This window comes from Pseudomonas sp. AK-TSAG1-1 (assembly GCF_056821665.1).
The window spans coordinates 4813576-4832136 of record NZ_CM165965.1; the positions used below are offsets into that span (position 1 = coordinate 4813576).

An 18561-nucleotide genomic window follows, 5' to 3' on the forward strand; every position below is an offset into this window, starting at 1 on the left:
CTCGCTCCGAATTCTCTTTGAAACGTTGCCCGCCCTGCTCATGCAGCGGCCAGCAAACAAAAAATCTCGACCTGCTCTCTACAGATAGAAAAAAGGCGCATCCGAAGATGCGCCTTCAGGCCCGTCTTACTCAGCCTTTGGTGTTTCGCGCAAACGAATATGCAGCTCGCGCAGTGCCTTGGCATCCACCACACCCGGTGCTTGCGTCATCACGTCGGCAGCGCTCTGGGTTTTCGGGAAGGCGATCACTTCACGGATCGACTGGGCACCGGTCATCAGCATCACCAGACGGTCCAGACCGAAGGCCAGACCACCGTGCGGCGGTGCACCGTACTTCAGCGCATCGAGCAGGAAGCCGAATTTCTCTTCCTGTTCTGCTTCGTTGATACCCAACAGACGGAATACTGCTTGCTGCATTTCCTTGCGGTGAATACGGATCGAACCACCACCCAGCTCAGTGCCGTTCAGCACCATGTCGTAGGCGCGGGACAGAGCGCCGGCCGGGTTGGCTTCCAGCTCTTCCGGGGAGCACTTCGGCGCGGTGAACGGGTGGTGCAGCGCGGAGAAACTGCCGTCGTCGTTTTCTTCGAACATCGGGAAGTCGACGACCCACATTGGCGCCCACTCGCAGGTCAGCAGCTTGAGGTCGTGACCGAGCTTGATACGCAGCGCACCCAGGGCCTCGCTGACGATCTTGGCCTTGTCGGCACCGAAGAACACGATGTCGCCATCGACTGCGCCAACGCGGTCAAGGATCACGTTCAGCTTGTCTTCAGGGATGTTTTTCACGATCGGCGATTGCAGACCTTCAACACCGGCAGCACGCTCGTTGACCTTGATGTACGCCAGGCCCTTGGCACCGTAGATGCCGACGAACTTGGTGTAATCGTCGATCTGCTTGCGCGGCATGCTCGCCCCGCCTGGAACGCGCAGTGCGGCGATACGGCATTTCGGATCGTTGGCCGGGCCGCTGAATACTTTGAAATCGACTTCTTTGAGTTGATCGGCAACGTCGACCAGTTCCAGCGGGTTACGCAGGTCTGGTTTGTCGGAACCGTAGCGGCGCATGGCTTCTTCGAAAGTCATGTGCGGGAAGTCGCCGAATTCCAGACCCAGCACTTCCTTGAACAGGTTGCGGATCATTTCTTCGGTCAGGCCCATGATCTCTTTTTCATCGAGGAAGCTGGTCTCGATGTCGATCTGGGTGAATTCAGGCTGGCGATCAGCGCGCAGGTCTTCGTCGCGGAAGCACTTGGCGATCTGGTAGTAACGGTCGAAACCGGCCACCATCAGCAGCTGTTTGAACAGCTGCGGCGATTGCGGCAGCGCAAAGAACGAACCGGCGTGAGTACGGCTTGGCACCAGATAGTCACGTGCACCTTCAGGGGTGGCACGGGTCAGGATCGGGGTTTCAACGTCGAGGAAGCCGTTTTCGTCGAGGAAGCGGCGGATGCTGGTGGTCATGCGCGAACGCAGACGCAGCTTCTCGGCCATTTCCGGACGACGCAGGTCGAGGAAGCGATAGCGCAGGCGGGTCTCCTCGCCGACGTCGGAGAACTCGTTCAGCGGGAACGGCGGGGTTTCCGACTCGTTCAGCACTTCCAGCTCGTAGCCCAGCACTTCGATCATGCCCGACGCCATGTTGGCGTTGGTGGCGCCGGCCGGACGCAGACGCACCTTGCCGGTGATCTTCACCACGTACTCGCTGCGCACGCGATCGGCAGCGGCGAAGCTCTCGGCGCGATCCGGATCGAATACCACCTGGGCCAGACCATCACGATCACGGATATCGAGGAAAATCACCCCGCCGTGGTCGCGACGACGGTGAACCCATCCGCAAAGGGTAATTTCCTGGCCTTCCAGGCTTTCGTTCAGTTGGCCGCAATAATGGCTGCGCATCATGGTAGTGGTTTCGCTTCTCGTAATTCGAAATTCGGTGGAGATCCCGTCGCCATCAAGCATTGCGAAATCTCACGCGTGTCGTTCGACCTGGGCCTGAACCCTAGTCAGATTTGTCGCCACCGGCCAGGTTCTTCTTGGCTCCGGTCTTGAAATCGGTTTCGTACCAACCGCTGCCGCTGAGGCGAAAACCCGGCATGGACAGCTGTTTCCTGAGCTCTGGCGCCTGACAGGCAGGGCAGTCGACCAGCGGTGCCTCGCTGATCTTTTGAATGGCTTCCAACTGATGACCACAGGAAGCACATTGGTAATCGTACATCGGCATGGGGGTGTCTCGGCGATCAGATTGCCACCGCGCGCAGGGCTTTGCGGCGAAAGAGCGGGATTATATCCATTAAATGCGGGCTGTGCAGCCGTAAGACTGCACAGCCCGCCACGTCATTTCAAGTATTGCCCGTTCAGGGCATGACGGCCGACGGGGTATCACGCAGGCCGTTCATCACACACACCACCCGCACCAGACCGCTGAAGTTTTTCACCCCGCCATGGCGCAGGTGCACTTCGCGGTCCACATGGGACAGCAGCGTACTGACCGAACAGCCGTTGTCTTCGGCCATACCGCCAAGAATGTTCCAGTAAACCTGCTCGAGCCTCAAGCAAGTCGCAAAGCCATTCAAACGCACCGACCTGGACAGCGGCCGGATCAACTCGAAGTCGAAATCGCTGACAAACGGATCGACCTTCATCTCCTGATGCGAACCGGTATGTTCGCTTCGCCTGTCTCCACCTACCATATCGCTGACACTCCTTTGTCATCACTGCTTATAAAGGCAACTTCCTGTGCCCTCATAAAAACGCAGACGCAAAGTTAGCGCCAGATGACTAGTTGCCCATCTGCGTAGGATAAGCCGACATAATCAGTAAGATTTGAACCAGCACGCGGACATCCACCACCCCGGGACGTCCGCGCACCGGGCGATCAGGCTTCCAGCAGCGCGCGCAGCATCCAGGCGGTCTTCTCATGCACTTGCATGCGCTGGGTCAGCAGGTCGGCCGTGGGCTCATCACTGACCTTGTCCAGCAGCGGGAAGATGCCGCGCGCGGTGCGCGTCACCGCTTCCTGCCCCTCGACCAGTTGCTTGATCATGTTCTCGGCACTCGGCACGCCCACCTCCTCCTTGATGGAAGAAAGGCGCGCGTAGGTGGCGTAAGCCCCCGGCGCCGGAAAGCCCAGGGCGCGAATGCGCTCGGCGATCAGGTCCACGGCCAGCGCCAGTTCGTTGTACTGCTCTTCGAACATCAGATGCAGGGTCCTGAACATGGGACCTGTGACGTTCCAGTGGAAGTTATGGGTTTTCAGATACAGCACGTAGGTGTCCGACAGCAGCCGCGACAGCCCCTCGACGATGGACTTGCGATCTTCTTCACTGATACCGATATCGATTGCCATGTTTACCCCCTAAGGCGATTGAATTCATCCAGCAGGTGCAGACCCACTCTAGCAAGGCAACCGCTACCTCGCAGCCAGCAATCGGCTCGCGCGGTGCGACAAATCGACCGGGCAGGTGCCGCTGGCCGGGGTGATTTGAGTAGCTGCAGGCTTTGCTGTTAAATAGGCAGCGTGTCGCTACGCCCCATTTTTCGGGGGTGTGGCGCATAGGCTGATGCCGGGCACGTGTCCAACGCCTCTTTATTGTTCCGAAGCGAACCGTGCGCCTTCAGCTCTTCCTTGTGAGCCGTCATAACGTGAGCCAATCAAAATGTTGAAAATCGTCCACCTGCTAATGGGCGCAGCGGCCTTGCTGCTGTCGTTCATACCCAGCTTGAAATCCGAAGCCGTTCCTTACCTGCAACAACCCGACGCACTTTACCTGGCCTTTTTCGGCCTGCTGAACCTGGTCATCGCTCCAGTGATTCCTTACTGGAACAAAGGCCCGCGCCAGCATCTGCAAAACCTCGTCAGCGCTCTTCTCGTGCTGACTGTCGTCCTGCAAACCCTGACTCTGATCGCACCGATGCCGGTCATCGCCGGCCAACCAGCCGTGCTGTTCAGCCTGGTGATTGCCCTGGTTGCCGTGGTCCTGCACCTGGCCGTGAGCTTTTACAAGTCTTCGCCGGCGGCTGCACCTGTCAGCTATGACATGAGCAACCGCGATACCGGGACCGTCAAGTGGTTCAACACCTCTAAAGGCTTCGGCTTTATTTCCCGGGATTCCGGCGATGATATTTTCGTGCACTTTCGTGCAATCCGTGGTGAAGGCCACCGTGTTCTGGTCGAAGGCCAGCGCGTGGAGTTCTCGGTGATGAACCGCGATAAAGGTCTGCAAGCCGAGGACGTGATCGCCGCCCTGCCGCGTCGCTGATCCAAGGCAACAAAAAACCGCGAACAGCCAGGCCTGTTCGCGGTTTTTTTACGCCCGCACAAACGTACCGACATCAGTAATGGGGTGGCGGCGCCTCTTCCTCGAAAGAATCAAACTGCCCGACCATCTCCTCCTGACGCTTGAGCAGTGCCGCCATTTGCAGCTGCAGACGCTCGATCACACGCTGCTGCGCCACCAGCTCGTCGTTCAACGCCTGAATGGTGTCATCCTGGAAGGCCAGACGGCTTTCCAGATCGGTAACGCGCTCTTCAAGGCTCATGATTCAGCCCTCCAGAAACGTGAAATGTTCGGTCAGCACCAGACGCAGCCGTTCACGAATGGCGGCTACCTGCTCTGCGCTGTAGGGTTTGGCCGGGTGCTTGCCCCAGACCGGTGCCGGCCATGCCGCATCGTCGCGTTTACGCACAATCACATGCATGTGTAGCTGGCTGACGACGTTGCCCAGGGTCGCGACGTTCAGCTTGTCGGCGTCGAACAAATCCTTGAGCAGCTCAGCCAGCGCGGTGGTTTCCTGCCACAACTGCTGCTGATCAGCGACATCCAACTGAAACAACTCGCTGATATCGTCGCGGCGTGGCACCAGGATGAACCACGGGTAATTGGCATCATTGGACAGCAACAGTCGGCACAGCGGGAAGTCGCCGATGGTCAGGGTGTCCTGTTGAAGTCGTGAATCTAAAGCAAACACTGGGTGCACTCCCGGCTGATCTACATCATTGAGCTTAGCGGCCGTCCCGACGGACAACGCACCAAGCGACAGGCAGGCAGCATACCTGCGAATGCGCCGGGCTTCACGATGACAGTGCTGCCCATACCGGCACAGCCCCGACAAGAGACATCTGAAGAGACCGCGCACCATCACAGAGCCAGGATTGCCATCGAACACCCAAAAATACCTGAAAACACCTGCTGCACCTGACTGCACGCTCACGCTGAACTGTATGAATCCTGTACAGCGTGTAATTTTTTTGCACCAAAACCGCACAGTGCGTCTACGCTCAGTGCGTCGAGCATCCGCCGAATACTCACCGATGGGGTGAACCGGTAACGTTTTTGGTTGTCACGCCCCAATTCCAACGTGACAACACCATGCAAGGGAGTGCGTCAAGCTCCTGATACAAAAGGGCTTGAACCCCCGTTTTCACAAGGTTTTCACAGGCACAGGCAGCTGTTCGGAAAAATAAACGCGACAACTTGGCGATTTGTGCACGCTTGTTGCATTGAGACACACATGGTCTATAAGCGCACCACGGGAAGTGGGAGCTTGAGACCAACAAATACGGTGGCAGGGTTGCCCCAATGGAGATTCAAGTGTTTTGCCAGGGACTCTTTTTTACCGATGCAAAAAGGCCCAGAAACAGCGATAAAGTTGTCAGTCCGGCTGCATTGGTACTGTGAATTTGCGACATCAACCAAGCCATTTGCGACGTCGTCGTAAAGAACGTGAAAGGTTGTATGTGCAAGTATCGCCAACATTGTCGGCGTGATATAAGTTTGCGCCGACACAAAAAGAAAGAGCCGCCCAGATAATAAAACAGGTGGGACGGCAGTACTCTTCTAAAACCAAAGGAGCAAATCACGATGCGCGTGATGAAGTGGAGCACAATCGCACTGGCCGTTGCAGCAGCAGCCAGTACTCAGTTGGCTACGGCCGCACCGTTTGTAGATGACCAGGCAGAAGCCAAAGGTTTTGTTGAAGGTGCGAAACTCACCGAGACGTTGAAGAACTACTACTTCAACCGCGACAACAAGAACGGCGGCCACGACCAGAAAGACTGGACCCAGGGCTTTCTCGGTAACTTCACTTCCGGTTACACCCAAGGCACCGTAGGCGTCGGTATCGATGCATTCGGTTACCTGGCGGTAAAACTGGATGGCGGTGATGGTACTTCCGGTACTGGCAACATGAGCCGTAGCGACTCCGTCAAGGCCAACGGTTATGCCCACGACGTTGATGAAAGCCAAGGCAAAGCCGGCGCTGCCATCAAGTTCCGCGTCTCCAAAACCGAACTGAAATTCGGTGACATGCAGCCAAGCACTGCCCCGGTATTCGCTGTTGGCGGCTCCCGTATCCTTCCGCAAACTGCTACTGGCTTCCAGTTGCAGAGCAGCGAAGTCAAAGATCTGGACCTCGAAGCGGGTCACTTCTACTCGGCTACCAGCCAGGACAAAAACGCCCGTGATGGCGGCCTTTACGCCACCTACGCCGGCGTTGAAGCCAAGAATATCGACTACTTCGGTGGTAAATACGGCATCACTGACAACCTGACTGCATCGCTGTACGGCGCCAAACTGGAAGACATCTGGAACCAGTACTACGCCAACGTGAACCTCACCACCCCGTTCGGTGGTGATACTTCGCTGAACACCGACTTCAACATCTACCGCACCACCGACACCGGCAGCGCCAAAGCGGGCGACATCAGCAACACCGCCTTCTCGCTGGCAACCGCCCTGTCGTTCCTGAAGGCACACACCTTCACCCTGGCCTTCCAGAAGGTCAACGGCGACACCCCGTTCGACTACATCGGCGTGGGCAAGAACAACCGTGGTGGCGACTCGATCTTCCTCGCCAACTCCATCCAGTACTCCGACTTTAACGGTGCAGGCGAGAAATCCCTTCAAGCCCGTTACGACCTGAAAATGGCCGAGTATGGCGTTCCTGGTCTGAGCTTCATGGTTCGCTACGTTAAAGGTTGGGATATCGACGGTACCCACACTCCAGCGGGTAGCGCTTACGCCGGTCTTTACGGTGAAGATGGCAAACACCACGAAACCAACTTCGAAGCCAAGTACGTTGTTCAGTCTGGCCCTGCGAAAGATCTGTCCTTCCGTATTCGTCAAGCCTGGCACGTTGCTAACGCTGATGAAGGCGAAGGCGACGTTAAAGAGTTCCGCCTGATCACCGAATACCCACTGAACATTCTGTAATTGTCAGTGGTTAGTTTGGAAGCATAAAAAAGGCCCATCTTCGGATGGGCCTTTTTATTGCCTGTCACTTGTAATAAATGCCTGACCAACAAGTCAGGCATTTAATTAGCAACCTATCATTGTGTTGCCGACTCCTGCACCACACGAATCACACGCTGTGGAAACGGGATATCAATACCGGCAGTCTTTAAACGATCACGCGACTGTTCGTTAAACATGAACATCACATCCCAGTAGTCCGCGGTTTTAACCCAGACACGCAGGGAAACAGTGATCGAACTGTCACCGAGCGTCGAAATCACTGCCTGCGGTGCTGGGTCCTGCATGACACGGTCATCCTTGGCCAGATCCAGCAGCACCTGACGCGCTTTCTGCAGATCAGCCTCGTAATCCACACCCACATCGAACACAACTTTACGGGTTGGCTGACGGTTGGTGTTGGTGATGATGCCGTTGGACAGGTTACCGTTCGGCACGATGATGGTCTTGTTGTCGCCAGTACGCAGCACGGTATGGAAAATCTGGATGCTGTCGACAGTACCCGCCACGCCCTGCGCTTCGATCCAGTCACCGATACGGAACGGACGGAACAACAGAATCAGCACGCCGCCGGCGAAGTTCGCCAGACTGCCCTGCAACGCCAGGCCGATGGCCAGACCTGCAGCACCGATTGCCGCCACGAACGAGGTGGTTTCGACACCGATCATCGAGGCCACGCTGACGATCAGCAGCACCTTGAGAATGATGTTCGCCAGGCTGCTGATGAAGCCTTGCAGCGCCAGGTCGGCGTTGCGCAGAGCCAGCAGGCCGCCGAGCTTTTGCGTGACCTTGTTGATCAGCCACCAGCCGATCGCCAGTGTAATGACCGCCAGCAGCACGCGGCTGCCGTACTCCATGATCATCGGAATCCACGCCTGGGATGCCTTGACCAGGTTGTCTACTTCAGCGTTCAAATCCATCTTCCATCTCCTGATTTCCGGCTACCCGGGCTGTTTACAAATTAAAAATGGGAGCGGGCTTGCTCGCGAAAGCCGTGCGTCATTCAGCAATGAGTTGCCGAACACACCGCTTTCGCGAGCAAGCCCGCTCCCACAGGTCATCTGACCGAGCTTAGTCGCGGAAGTTGTTGAACTGCAGTGGCATGCCGAACTCTTTGGCACGCAGGGCAGCAATGGCTTCCTGCAGATCATCGCGTTTCTTGCCGGTCACACGTACCTGCTCGCCCTGGATGGCGGCCTGTACCTTGAGCTTGGCCTCCTTGATGTGAGCGACGATCTTCTTCGCCAGCTCCTTGTCGATGCCTTCCTTGAGGATCGCGTCCTGTTTCATCAGCTTGCCCGAGGCGTAAGCGTCTTTTACTTCAAGGCACTGTACGTCGATCTTGCGCTTGGTCAGGGCCAGCTTCAGGATCTCGATCATCGCTTCCAGCTGGAACCCGGCTTCAGCGGTCAGGTTGACGGTCAGGTCCTTTTCCTTGAACTCGAAGCTGCCTTTGCCTTTCAGGTCATAACGACGATCGAGTTCCTTCACGGCGTTCTCGACCGCGTTGGTGAGTTCGTGTTTGTCCAGTTCGGATACCACGTCGAACGACGGCATGTAATCTCTCCAATAAAAAGTCGCGCTCGATCAGGATGGAGCGCGCTTGGCTTGCGGTTAAAATCCGGCTCATTATAACGGGTCTTTTCCCACCGATACGGCGAGCCTTGCATGCCAGTACCTTACCGAGTGAAAAACTGATGTCCACCCCCTGGCACGTTCTCGGCGCCGGCAGTCTCGGCACGCTATGGGCCACGCGCCTGGCCCGGGCCGGTCTGCCGGTGCGCCTGATCGTGCGTGATGCCCAGCGTTTGCGCGACTATCAGGCGGCGGATGGCCTGACCCTGGTCGAACACGGCGAGGCCAACACCTATGCCGTCCCCGCGCAAACGCCGGACGATGCAGAACCGATCCGCCGCCTGCTGGTCGCCTGCAAGGCCTATGACGCCGAAAGCGCCGTCGCCCGCCTCGCCCCGCGCCTGACGGCAGATGCCGAACTGATCCTGCTGCAAAACGGCCTCGGCAGTCAGGACGCCGTCGCAGCACTGGTACCGCAGGCGCGCTGTATCAGCGCCTCCAGCACCGAAGGCGCGTTCCGCGACGGTGACTGGCGCGTGGTGTTCGCCGGTCATGGTTTCACCTGGCTGGGTGATGCCGGGCACCCGGTGGCACCGATCTGGCTCGACGACCTGCAAGCAGCGAAAATCCCCCACGAATGGAGCACCGACATCCTCACCCGCCTGTGGCGCAAACTGGCGCTCAATTGCGCGATCAATCCGTTGACCGTGCTCCACAACTGCCGTAACGGCGGGCTTGAGCAGCATCAGTGCGAAGTCGCCACGCTGTGCAATGAGCTGGCAGAGTTGCTGGAGCGCTGTGGCCAACCGGCGGCGGCGGTCAATCTGCAACAGGAAGTCGAGCGGGTGATCCACGCCACGGCGGCCAATTACTCCTCCATGTATCAGGACGTAGCGAACCAGCGCCGTACCGAAATCAGCTACTTGCTGGGCCACGCCTGCAAAGTCGCCACGCGCCATCAACTGAACCTGCCGCACCTCAAGCAATTGCAGCAGCGTCTGGTCGGCCATCTGCACAGCCTTGGATTGCCCAGCGACTGAGCAGCGGCTACGCTGGCCACTTGTTCCTTTGCTGCGATAAACCTGATGCCATTGCGCCAGCGCCTTGAAAACCTGCCGGTCGGCCAGAAACTGCTGGCCGCCCTGCTGGTGTTGTTGACCACCGTTCTGCTGGTCGCCAACCTGACCTTTATCAGCGCCGCCTATTACATCTCCCAGGAAAGCATGGCGCCGCAGGCTCTGCAGACCATCGGCCGGCTGATATCCAACCCCAGCCTGGTTGCACAGGCCCTGGAGTCACCGCAAAGCGCCGAACGCCTGCTCAAGGAACTCGACAGCTACTCGCCGTTGCGCGCGGCGGCGCTGTACGACGGCAAGGGCGACCGGATCGCTCAGGTTCAGCGCGGCGACAAGCTCAATCTGCCGGAACGCTATCGGCATGTCGAAGCCTGGCAACTCACCGAATTTCGCAGCAATCAGCTGATTACCCTGCCCCGCCCGGGGACTGAGCCGGGGCATCTGCTGCTGGTCGCCAGCAGTGAACTGCCGATGGCGTTCTACACCGGCACATTGACCGCCAGTCTCGGCATCCTGATTTTCAGTGTGCTGCTGTGGCTGGTGATTGCCCGGCAGATCAAACGCCTGATCACTCGCCCGATCCATCAACTGGAAGAACTCTCGCGTCAGGTCACCCGCGAGGAGAACTACGCCCTGCGCGCCTCACGCGGCAACCATGATGAAATCGGCAGCCTTGCCGAAGCGTTCAACACCATGCTCTCGCGCATCGAAGCCCGCGAACAGCAACTCAAACGCGCCCGTGACGATTCGCAAGCCGCTTACGATCAGGCTCAGGGCCTTGCCGAAGAAACCCGCCACACCAACCGCAAGCTGGAACTGGAAGTCCAGGTGCGCAGCAAGATCGAGAAGAAACTCACCGGATTCCAGAACTACCTCAACAGCATCATCGACTCCATGCCCTCGGCGCTGATCGCCCTCGACGAACAGCTCTACGTGACCCAGTGGAACCAGGAGGCCAGCGCGCTCTCCGGGACGCGCCTGGATGAGGCGTTGAACCAGCCGATCTTCCTCGCCTTTGAGCCGCTCAAACCGTTTCTGCCGCAACTCAAGCAGACCGTGGAAGAACACACGGTGGCGAAGATCGAGCGGGTGACCTGGTTCAAGGATGATGAACCCAAGCATTACGCCCTGACCTTTTACCCGCTGATGGGTGGCGCCGGGCGTGGCGTGGTGATCCGTATCGATGACATCACTCAGCGCCTGTCGCTGGAAGAAATGATGGTGCAGTCGGAAAAGATGCTCTCGGTGGGTGGTCTCGCCGCCGGCATGGCGCATGAGATCAACAACCCGCTCGGCGCGATCCTGCACAACGTGCAGAACATTCGCCGACGGCTGTCGCCGGACCTGCCGAAAAACCTCGAAACCGCCGAACAACTCGGCATCGAACTGGACACGGTCAACCTGTACCTGCAAAACCGCGAAGTGCCGAAACTGCTCGACGGCATCCAGCAGGCCGGCGCCCGGGCGGCAAAAATCGTCACCCACATGCTCAGTTTCAGCCGGCGCAGTACGCGGCAAATGGCACCGTGCGATTTGCCGGCGCTGATCGATCAGGCGGTGGAGATTGCCGGCAACGACTTCGATCTGGCGATCGGTTTCGACTTCAAGGGCCAGGCGATCATCCGTCAGTTCGACCCGGCGCTAGGCCCGGTGCCAGGCACCGCCAACGAACTGGAGCAAGTGCTGCTCAACCTGCTGAAAAACGCTGCGCAAGCCATTCACCAGCGCGAAGACGACAGCGAGCCGGGGCGGATCACCCTGCGCACCCGGCTGAATCCACCGTGGGCCGAGATTCAGGTCGAGGACAACGGCATCGGCATGAGCGAGAACGTGCGCAAACGCACCTTCGAGCCATTCTTCACCACCAAGGAAATCGGCCAGGGCACCGGGCTGGGGCTGTCGGTGTCGTACTTCATCATCACCAACAATCACAAAGGGCAGATGGAAGTGCAGTCCACACCGGGCCAAGGCACCTGCTTCACCTTACGCCTGCCCCTGTCGCAACCTGCAGCCATCGCGGCCGAAACCAATCAACTGACGAGGTAACCCATGGGCTTTCGCCTGTCGAAGATTTACACCCGCACCGGCGACAAAGGCGAAACCGGCCTGGGCGATGGCCGCCGCGTACCCAAGGACCATCCGCGAATCGAAGCCATCGGTGAAGTCGATACACTGAACAGTCAGGTCGGCGTGCTGCTGGCCGGTTTGCTCGCCGAGCGTGAGGCGTTTGCGGGGTTGAATGAGCTGATTGAAGTGCTCGCCCCCTGCCAGCATCGCTTGTTCGATCTGGGCGGTGAGCTGGCAATGCCGGAATATCAGGCGCTGAACACAGCGGAAATCGAACGCCTGGAAGCGGCAATCGATGTGTGGAACGAGGAGTTGGGGCCGCTGGAGAATTTCATTCTGCCCGGCGGCTCAATGCTGATCGCCCAGGCCCATGTGTGCCGCAGCCTGGCGCGCAGTGCCGAACGGCGTTGTCAGCATCTGAACGCGATAGAGCCATTGGCCGGGGTTGGCCTGGCGTACATAAATCGGTTGTCGGACTTGTTGTTTGTGGCGGCGCGGTTGATTGCGCGGCGGCAGGGGATTGCAGAGATTTTGTGGCAGCCGGCGGCAAAACCTTCAGAGGTGTAGCGCTGGTCAAGACGCCTTCGCGAGCAGGCTCGCTCCCACAGTTGATCGAATTCCTTCAGTTGGACTGCAATCAACTGTGGGAGCGGGCTTGCTCGCGAAGAGGCCGTCAGCCTCACTACGCAATCAAGCTTCTGGCCAGAACGCCCGAATCCCCGCAACACCCTGCGCCCCAACACCCCAGGCCTTCTCCCGCTCCGCCGGGCCTACCCCGCCGAGCAGAAACACCGGCTTGCTGAAGCCCTCGATCAACGTCGACGCCTGCTCCCAGCCCAACGGCTGCGCATCCGGGTGGGTCAAGGTTGGCTGTACCGGCGACAGGGTGACGAAATCCACGCCCATCTGTTCGGCCAGCGCCAGTTCTTCGGCGTTATGGCACGAAGCCGCGAGCCAGCGCTCCGCCGGCAACGGCCGCCCCGCCGCTGCGTATTTACGCAACTGAGCCGAGGTGATGTGCCAACCGGCCGACGGGAAATCGCCGAGCCATTCGAACGGCCCCTTGATCATCAACTGCGCCTTGCCGGCACACAGGCCGACCGCATCCACCGCCAGGTCGCGGTATTTGGGGTCATAGCCGTTCGGCGCACGCAACTGGATCAGCTTGATCCCACCGGCAATCGCCTTCTGGATGCCGCGCAACAAGGCCGGTGTCTCCAGATCGTCCGGGGTGATCAGGTATTCGCCGGGCAGACGCGCGGCGGCGACGATTGGCTGGTTGGCAGCCGGAAATTCGTAGCCCACCAGCTCCTTCGCAGTCACCCAGGCCAGTGGCTGACCTTCGGCACCGTGCGGTTCGCCACTGAAGCTCGACACCTCCCAGACATCCAGCAACACCTGCTTGTCCGGGTAGTCATGGCGAACCTTGATCAGCGGACGAGCAGCACCGACGACGATGCCCAACTCTTCCTGAAGCTCGCGAGCCAGCGCGCGCTCGACGGATTCGTCAGCCTCGACCTTGCCGCCGGGAAATTCCCACAGACCACCCTGATGCTGAGTGTCGGCACGGCGGGCAATCAGGATCTTGCCACTGTCGTCACGAATGACGGCGGCGGCGACGTGTACGCGTCTCACGGGTTCAACTCCTCCAGTCCAGCCTTTTGCCACGCCTTGAAGGCGGGCCATTGGTAGACGGTTTCAACATAAGCTTGATCGATGGCTGGCAACTGCACCTGATAGGTACGCAGACGCACGGCAATCGGTGCGAAGAACGCATCGGCCAGGCTCACGCGACCAAACAGATATGGCCCCGGCTCAGTGGCAACGGCACGGCATTCCGCCCACAGCGCGAGCATGCGCTCGATATCGACCTTGACCTCCGGCGGCACCGGGTTGAGCGGCGCGTCGTGGCTCAGGTTGAACGGCATTTGATTGCGCATGGCGAAAAAACCACTGTGCATCTGCGCGCACGCAGAGCGGGCCTGGGCGCGAGCGAAAAGATCGCTCGGCCAGAGCTGTTCGGACGGGAACTGTTCGGCCAGGTATTCGGCGATCGCCAGAGAGTCGGCAATCGTGCCGCGTGCGGTTTGCAGCAGCGGTACCTTGGCGGTCGGCGAATGCTTGAGCAGCCGTTCGCGGGTATCGGGCTTGCCGAGCTTGATCAGTTCTTCGCTGTAGGGTGCGCCGGTCAGCTCAACGGCCAGTGCGGCACGCAGTGACCAGGAGGAAAGCAGTTTGTCGCCGATGATCAGGTGCAGGGACATGGTGTGGCGCCTTTTCGTCAGTGGAAAAGCGTTGGGACTTGCGGTGTCTGGACCACCGTCTTCGCGAGCAGGCTCGCTCCCACATAGGATCTTCAGTGCACACAAACTGTGTGTACGGCAGAAAACCGTGTGGGAGCGAGCCTGCTCGCGAAAGCCACGACTCGGTCTTGGATCAGGTGCGGTACTCGGCGTTGATCTTCACGTATTCATGCGACAGGTCGGTGGTCCAGATGGTTTCGCTGCAATCGCCACGACCCAGTTCGATGCGGATGGTGATCTCTTCCTGCTGCATCACCGCCGAGCCCTGCGCTTCAGTGTAGGTCGCTGCGCGAGCGCCACGGCTGGCGATGCACACGTCGCCGAGGAACACGTCAATCTTGCTCACATCCAGATCCGGCACGCCGGCACGACCAACGGCAGCCAGAATGCGGCCCCAGTTCGGGTCGGAAGCGAACAGCGCGGTCTTGATCAGCGGCGAGTGCGCCACGGTGTAGCCGACGTCCAGACATTCCTGATGATTGCCGCCGCCATTCACTTCAACGGTGACGAACTTGGTCGCGCCTTCGCCGTCACGCACGATGGCCTGTGCAACGTCCATGCACACTTCGAACACCGCTTGCTTCAACTTGGCGAACAGCTCGCCTTCAGCGCGGGTGATCTCAGGCAGTGCTGCCTTGCCGGTGGCGATCAGCATGCAGCAGTCGTTGGTCGAGGTGTCGCCATCGATGGTGATGCGGTTGAACGACTTGTTGGCGCCGTCGAGCATTAGGTTATGCAGCACGTCACGGGAGACCTTGGCGTCAGTGGCGATGTAACCGAGCATGGTCGCCATGTTCGGACGGATCATGCCCGCACCTTTGCTGATACCAGTGACGGTGATGGTCACACCGTCATGCTGGAACTGGCGGCTGGCACCCTTGGGCAGGGTGTCGGTGGTCATGATGCCGGTGGCGGCGGCTTCCCAGTTGTTTTCCGACAGGTCGTCCAGCGCCGCTTGCAGTGCGCCTTCGATCTTCTCGACGGGCAGTGGCTCACCGATCACGCCGGTGGAGTAAGGCAGAATCTGGCTGGCATCGACGCCCGTCAGTTCAGCCAGCTTCGCGGTCGTGCGCTCGGCGGCAGCCAGGCCTGGCTCACCGGTGCCGGCGTTGGCGTTGCCGGTGTTGGTCAGCAGGTAACGCACGGCGTTCTGTACACGTTTTTTCGCCAGGATCACCGGAGCGGCACAAAAAGCGTTCAACGTGAACACGCCGGCCACGGTCGAACCTTCGGCGCAGCGCATCACTACCACATCCTTGCGCCCGGGGCGCTTGATGCCGGCCGAGGCGATACCGAGTTCAAAACCGGCAACCGGGTGCAACGTTGGCAAAGGACCAAGACCAACAGCCATGAATGCGCTCCTTACTCAATGATGTCAGCACCGCTCACAGTGATGGCGGTGGTTTAAATGGCAAAACGCCGCGACGGCAGGAGCCGGTCGCGGCGCGGGTATTTCAGCGATTGAAACGGGGTTTACTGGATCTGCCCGTGGCAATGCTTGAATTTCTTGCCCGAACCGCAGTAGCACAGTTCGTTGCGGCCCAGCTTCTGCTCGTTGCGAACCGGCGCGGTGGCGAGGGCCACATCGACCTCTTCACCCAGTATTTCCGGCTGGTCCAGACCAGGGGCCTCGGCGTGTTCGAACTGCATGCGGGCGGCCAGTGCTTCAGCTTCCTCACGCAGGCGTTGCTCTTCGGCTTCCGGATCTTCGCGGCGCACCTGAACATGCGACAGCACACGGATCGAGTCGCGCTTGATCGAATCCAGCAGCTCGGAGAACAGCGTGAACGACTCGCGCTTGTATTCCTGCTTCGGGTTCTTCTGAGCGTAGCCACGCAGGTGGATGCCGTGACGCAGGTGGTCCATGGTCGACAGGTGGTCTTTCCACAGGTCGTCCAGGACGCGCAGTACGATTTGCTTCTCGAAGGAGCGCAGCGCTTCGGCACCGGCCTGGTCCTCTTTCTCGTTGTACGCGGCCATCAGCTCGACCATCAGCTTCTCGCGCAGGGTCTCTTCGTACAGGTGATCATCTTCGTCGAGCCATTGCTGGATCGGCAGTTTCACCCCGAAGTCGCTGGCAATCGACGCTTCCAGACCGGCCACATCCCACTGCTCTGGCAGCGATTGCGGCGGAATGTGGGCGCTGACGGTGGCGTTGAGTACGTCCTGACGGAAATCGGCGATGGTTTCACCGATATTGTCGGCGGCCAGCAACGTGTTACGCATGTGATAGATCACTTTACGCTGTTCGTTGTTGACGTCATCGAACTCGAGCAGTTGCTTACGAATATCGAAGTTGCGGCCTTCAACCTTGCGCTGCGCCTTCTCGATCGCGTTGGTCACCATACGGTGCTCGATCGCTTCGCCCGGCTGCATGCCCAGGGCTTTCATGAAGTTCTTCACCCGGTCAGAGGCGAAAATGCGCATCAGGCTGTCTTCCAGCGACAGGTAGAAGCGGCTCGAACCGGCATCACCCTGACGGCCGGCACGGCCACGCAACTGGTTGTCGATACGACGCGATTCGTGACGCTCGGAGGCAATTACCTGCAGACCGCCGGATTCCAGCACTTGCTGGTGACGCTTCTGCCAGTCGGCCTTGATCTGGGCAATCTGCTCAGGGGTCGGGTCTTCCAGCGACGCAACTTCAACTTCCCAGTTACCGCCCAACAGGATGTCAGTACCACGACCGGCCATGTTGGTGGCAATGGTCAGAGCCCCCGGACGACCGGCCTGCGCGATGATTTCAGCTTCTTTTTCGTGGAACTTGGCGTTCAGGACCTTGTGTTCGATGCCTTCCTTCACGAGCAATGCGGACATGTGCTCGGAGGTTTCGATGGTGGCAGTACCCACCAGCACCGGACGACCGGCCGCCATGCTTTCCTTGATGTCCGCAACGATGGCCGCGTACTTCTCTTCGGCGGTCAGGAACACCAGGTCGTTGAAGTCTTTACGCGCCAACGGTTTGTTCGGCGGAATGACCATCACTTCCAGACCGTAGATCTGGTGGAATTCGAACGCTTCGGTGTCGGCGGTACCGGTCATGCCGGACAGCTTGGTGTACAGACGGAAGTAGTTCTGGAACGTGGTCGACGCCAGGGTCTGGCTCTCGGCCTGGATGTTCAGGCCTTCTTTGGCTTCGATCGCCTGGTGCAGGCCTTCGGACAGACGGCGGCCCGGCATGGTACGACCGGTGTGTTCGTCGACCAGTACGACCTGGCCATCCTGCACGATGTATTCAATGTTGCGATTGAACAGTTTGTGCGCACGCAGACCGGCATAGACGTGGGTCAGCAGGCCCAGGTTATGTGCCGAGTACAGGCTCTCGCCTTCAGCCAGCAGGCCGACGCCGGTGAGCATGTCTTCGATGAACTGGTGACCGGCTTCGTTGAGCTCGACCTGACGGGTCTTCTCGTCAACGGTGTAATGGCCAGCCTTGGTGACTTCGCCTTCGACCTCTTCAACGTGCAATTGCAGCTGCGGGATCAGTTTATTGATCTCCATGTACAGCTTGGAGCTGTCCTCGGCCTGACCGGAGATGATCAGCGGAGTACGCGCTTCGTCGATGAGGATGGAGTCGACTTCGTCGATCACGGCAAAGTTGAGTTCGCGCTGGAATTTTTCTTCCATGCTGAACGCCATGTTGTCGCGCAGGTAGTCGAAACCGAATTCGTTGTTGGTGCCGTAGGTGATGTCGGCGGCGTATGCCAGACGCTTCTCTTCCGGCGGCTGGAACGGCGTCACGACGCCGACGGTCAGGCCGAGGAATTCATACAGCGGACGCATCCAGTTGGCGTCACGACGCGCCAGGTAGTCGTTCACCGTCACAACGTGCACGCCCTTGCCGGACAGCGCGTTGAGGTAAACACCCAGGGTCGCTACGAGGGTTTTACCCTCACCGGTGCGCATTTCGGCGATTTTGCCTTCGTGCAAGGTCATGCCACCGACGAGCTGTACGTCGAAGTGGCGCATGCCCATGATGCGCTTGCCGGCTTCACGGGCGACCGCAAAGGCTTCTGGCAGCAGCTTGTCGAGGGTTTCCCCTTTGGCGATGCGGGCCTTGAACTCATTGGTCTTGGCGCGCAATTGATCGTCCGAAAGGGCCACCATTTGCTCTTCGAAGGCATTGACGAGCTGCACCGTCTTGAGCATGCGTTTGACTTCACGCTCGTTCTTGCTTCCAAAAAGTTTCTTTAACAAAGGCGCAAACATATCGGCAGGATCTTCCACACTAAAGGGATGGAGGGCGGCCCCGTGAGCGTCGCCCGTGCAGCCCTCATGGCCGCATGC

The 18561-nt window shown here is 59.1% G+C and carries 17 protein-coding genes; 5 read left to right on the forward strand and 12 right to left on the reverse strand.

Annotated elements, in window-relative coordinates; translation table 11 throughout:
* Window positions 1-126: 126 nt before the first annotated feature.
* From aspS to AC1UK9_RS21820, 4 genes are all read right to left on the reverse strand, one after another.
* The gene (gene aspS / locus AC1UK9_RS21805; RefSeq protein WP_134176736.1) at window positions 127-1902 is read right to left on the reverse strand and encodes an aspartate--tRNA ligase; all 1776 of its coding nucleotides are present in this window, start codon (window positions 1900-1902) and stop codon (window positions 127-129) included.
* 100 nt (window positions 1903-2002) lie between these two features.
* Complete coding sequence (locus tag AC1UK9_RS21810) at window positions 2003-2224, reverse strand: FmdB family zinc ribbon protein (protein ID WP_025112785.1); 222 nt, start codon at window positions 2222-2224, stop codon at window positions 2003-2005.
* A 133-nt stretch (window positions 2225-2357) separates the two neighbouring features.
* Window positions 2358-2693, reverse strand: coding sequence for a ribbon-helix-helix domain-containing protein (locus AC1UK9_RS21815; RefSeq protein WP_473013382.1), 336 nt, complete (start codon window positions 2691-2693; stop codon window positions 2358-2360).
* Window positions 2694-2878: 185 nt separating this feature from the next.
* Window positions 2879-3349, reverse strand: a complete 471-nt coding sequence (locus AC1UK9_RS21820) for a Dps family protein (protein ID WP_025112783.1) — start codon at window positions 3347-3349, stop codon at window positions 2879-2881.
* Window positions 3350-3659: 310 nt separating this feature from the next.
* On the opposite strand from AC1UK9_RS21820, the gene AC1UK9_RS21825 reads away from it, so the two are divergent.
* Entirely contained in the window at window positions 3660-4262 is a 603-nt protein-coding gene (locus tag AC1UK9_RS21825; protein ID WP_025112782.1) for a cold-shock protein, read from the forward strand.
* 73 nt (window positions 4263-4335) lie between these two features.
* Here the strand turns inward: AC1UK9_RS21825 and AC1UK9_RS21830 are convergent, their stop codons facing one another.
* Complete coding sequence (locus AC1UK9_RS21830) at window positions 4336-4542, reverse strand: SlyX family protein (RefSeq protein WP_025112781.1); 207 nt, start codon at window positions 4540-4542, stop codon at window positions 4336-4338.
* Between the two features lie 3 nt (window positions 4543-4545).
* Window positions 4546-4971, reverse strand: a complete 426-nt coding sequence (locus tag AC1UK9_RS21835) for an HIT domain-containing protein (RefSeq protein WP_102355036.1) — start codon at window positions 4969-4971, stop codon at window positions 4546-4548.
* 893 nt (window positions 4972-5864) lie between these two features.
* On the opposite strand from AC1UK9_RS21835, the gene AC1UK9_RS21840 reads away from it, so the two are divergent.
* Window positions 5865-7214, forward strand: coding sequence for an OprD family porin (locus AC1UK9_RS21840; protein ID WP_025112779.1), 1350 nt, complete (start codon window positions 5865-5867; stop codon window positions 7212-7214).
* Window positions 7215-7330: 116 nt separating this feature from the next.
* On the opposite strand, the gene AC1UK9_RS21845 is transcribed toward AC1UK9_RS21840, so the two are convergent.
* Window positions 7331-8173 (reverse strand): mechanosensitive ion channel family protein, encoded by an 843-nt coding sequence (locus AC1UK9_RS21845; protein WP_102355034.1) that lies wholly within the window; start codon window positions 8171-8173, stop codon window positions 7331-7333.
* 151 nt (window positions 8174-8324) lie between these two features.
* Entirely contained in the window at window positions 8325-8810 is a 486-nt protein-coding gene (locus tag AC1UK9_RS21850; protein WP_025112777.1) for a YajQ family cyclic di-GMP-binding protein, read from the reverse strand.
* Window positions 8811-8950: 140 nt separating this feature from the next.
* Here AC1UK9_RS21850 and AC1UK9_RS21855 point away from each other — a divergent pair, with 140 nt between their 5' ends.
* From AC1UK9_RS21855 to AC1UK9_RS21865, 3 genes are read left to right on the forward strand one after another with little or no spacing between them, the layout of a single operon-like run.
* Window positions 8951-9868 carry a putative 2-dehydropantoate 2-reductase gene (locus AC1UK9_RS21855; protein ID WP_473013385.1) on the forward strand — a complete coding sequence of 306 codons (918 nt, stop codon included), beginning with the start codon at window positions 8951-8953 and terminating at the stop codon, window positions 9866-9868.
* Window positions 9869-9913: 45 nt separating this feature from the next.
* Complete coding sequence (locus AC1UK9_RS21860) at window positions 9914-11950, forward strand: sensor histidine kinase (protein ID WP_473013386.1); 2037 nt, start codon at window positions 9914-9916, stop codon at window positions 11948-11950.
* A 3-nt stretch (window positions 11951-11953) separates the two neighbouring features.
* Window positions 11954-12538, forward strand: coding sequence for a cob(I)yrinic acid a,c-diamide adenosyltransferase (locus AC1UK9_RS21865; protein WP_025112774.1), 585 nt, complete (start codon window positions 11954-11956; stop codon window positions 12536-12538).
* Window positions 12539-12661: 123 nt separating this feature from the next.
* Here AC1UK9_RS21865 and AC1UK9_RS21870 read toward each other — a convergent pair whose 3' ends face one another.
* The 4 genes from AC1UK9_RS21870 to secA form a co-directional block, all read right to left on the reverse strand.
* The gene (locus tag AC1UK9_RS21870) at window positions 12662-13606 is read right to left on the reverse strand and encodes a Nudix family hydrolase (RefSeq protein WP_482578481.1); all 945 of its coding nucleotides are present in this window, start codon (window positions 13604-13606) and stop codon (window positions 12662-12664) included.
* Window positions 13603-14235, reverse strand: a complete 633-nt coding sequence (locus AC1UK9_RS21875) for a glutathione S-transferase family protein (RefSeq protein WP_482578482.1) — start codon at window positions 14233-14235, stop codon at window positions 13603-13605. Before AC1UK9_RS21875 ends, AC1UK9_RS21870 begins: the two co-directional genes overlap by 4 nt.
* 172 nt (window positions 14236-14407) lie before the next feature.
* Window positions 14408-15625 carry a bifunctional glutamate N-acetyltransferase/amino-acid acetyltransferase ArgJ gene (gene argJ / locus AC1UK9_RS21880; RefSeq protein WP_108563086.1) on the reverse strand — a complete coding sequence of 406 codons (1218 nt, stop codon included), beginning with the start codon at window positions 15623-15625 and terminating at the stop codon, window positions 14408-14410.
* A 122-nt stretch (window positions 15626-15747) separates the two neighbouring features.
* Window positions 15748-18483, reverse strand: coding sequence for a preprotein translocase subunit SecA (gene secA, locus AC1UK9_RS21885; RefSeq protein ID WP_025112770.1), 2736 nt, complete (start codon window positions 18481-18483; stop codon window positions 15748-15750).
* Between the last annotated feature and the right edge of the window lie 78 nt (window positions 18484-18561).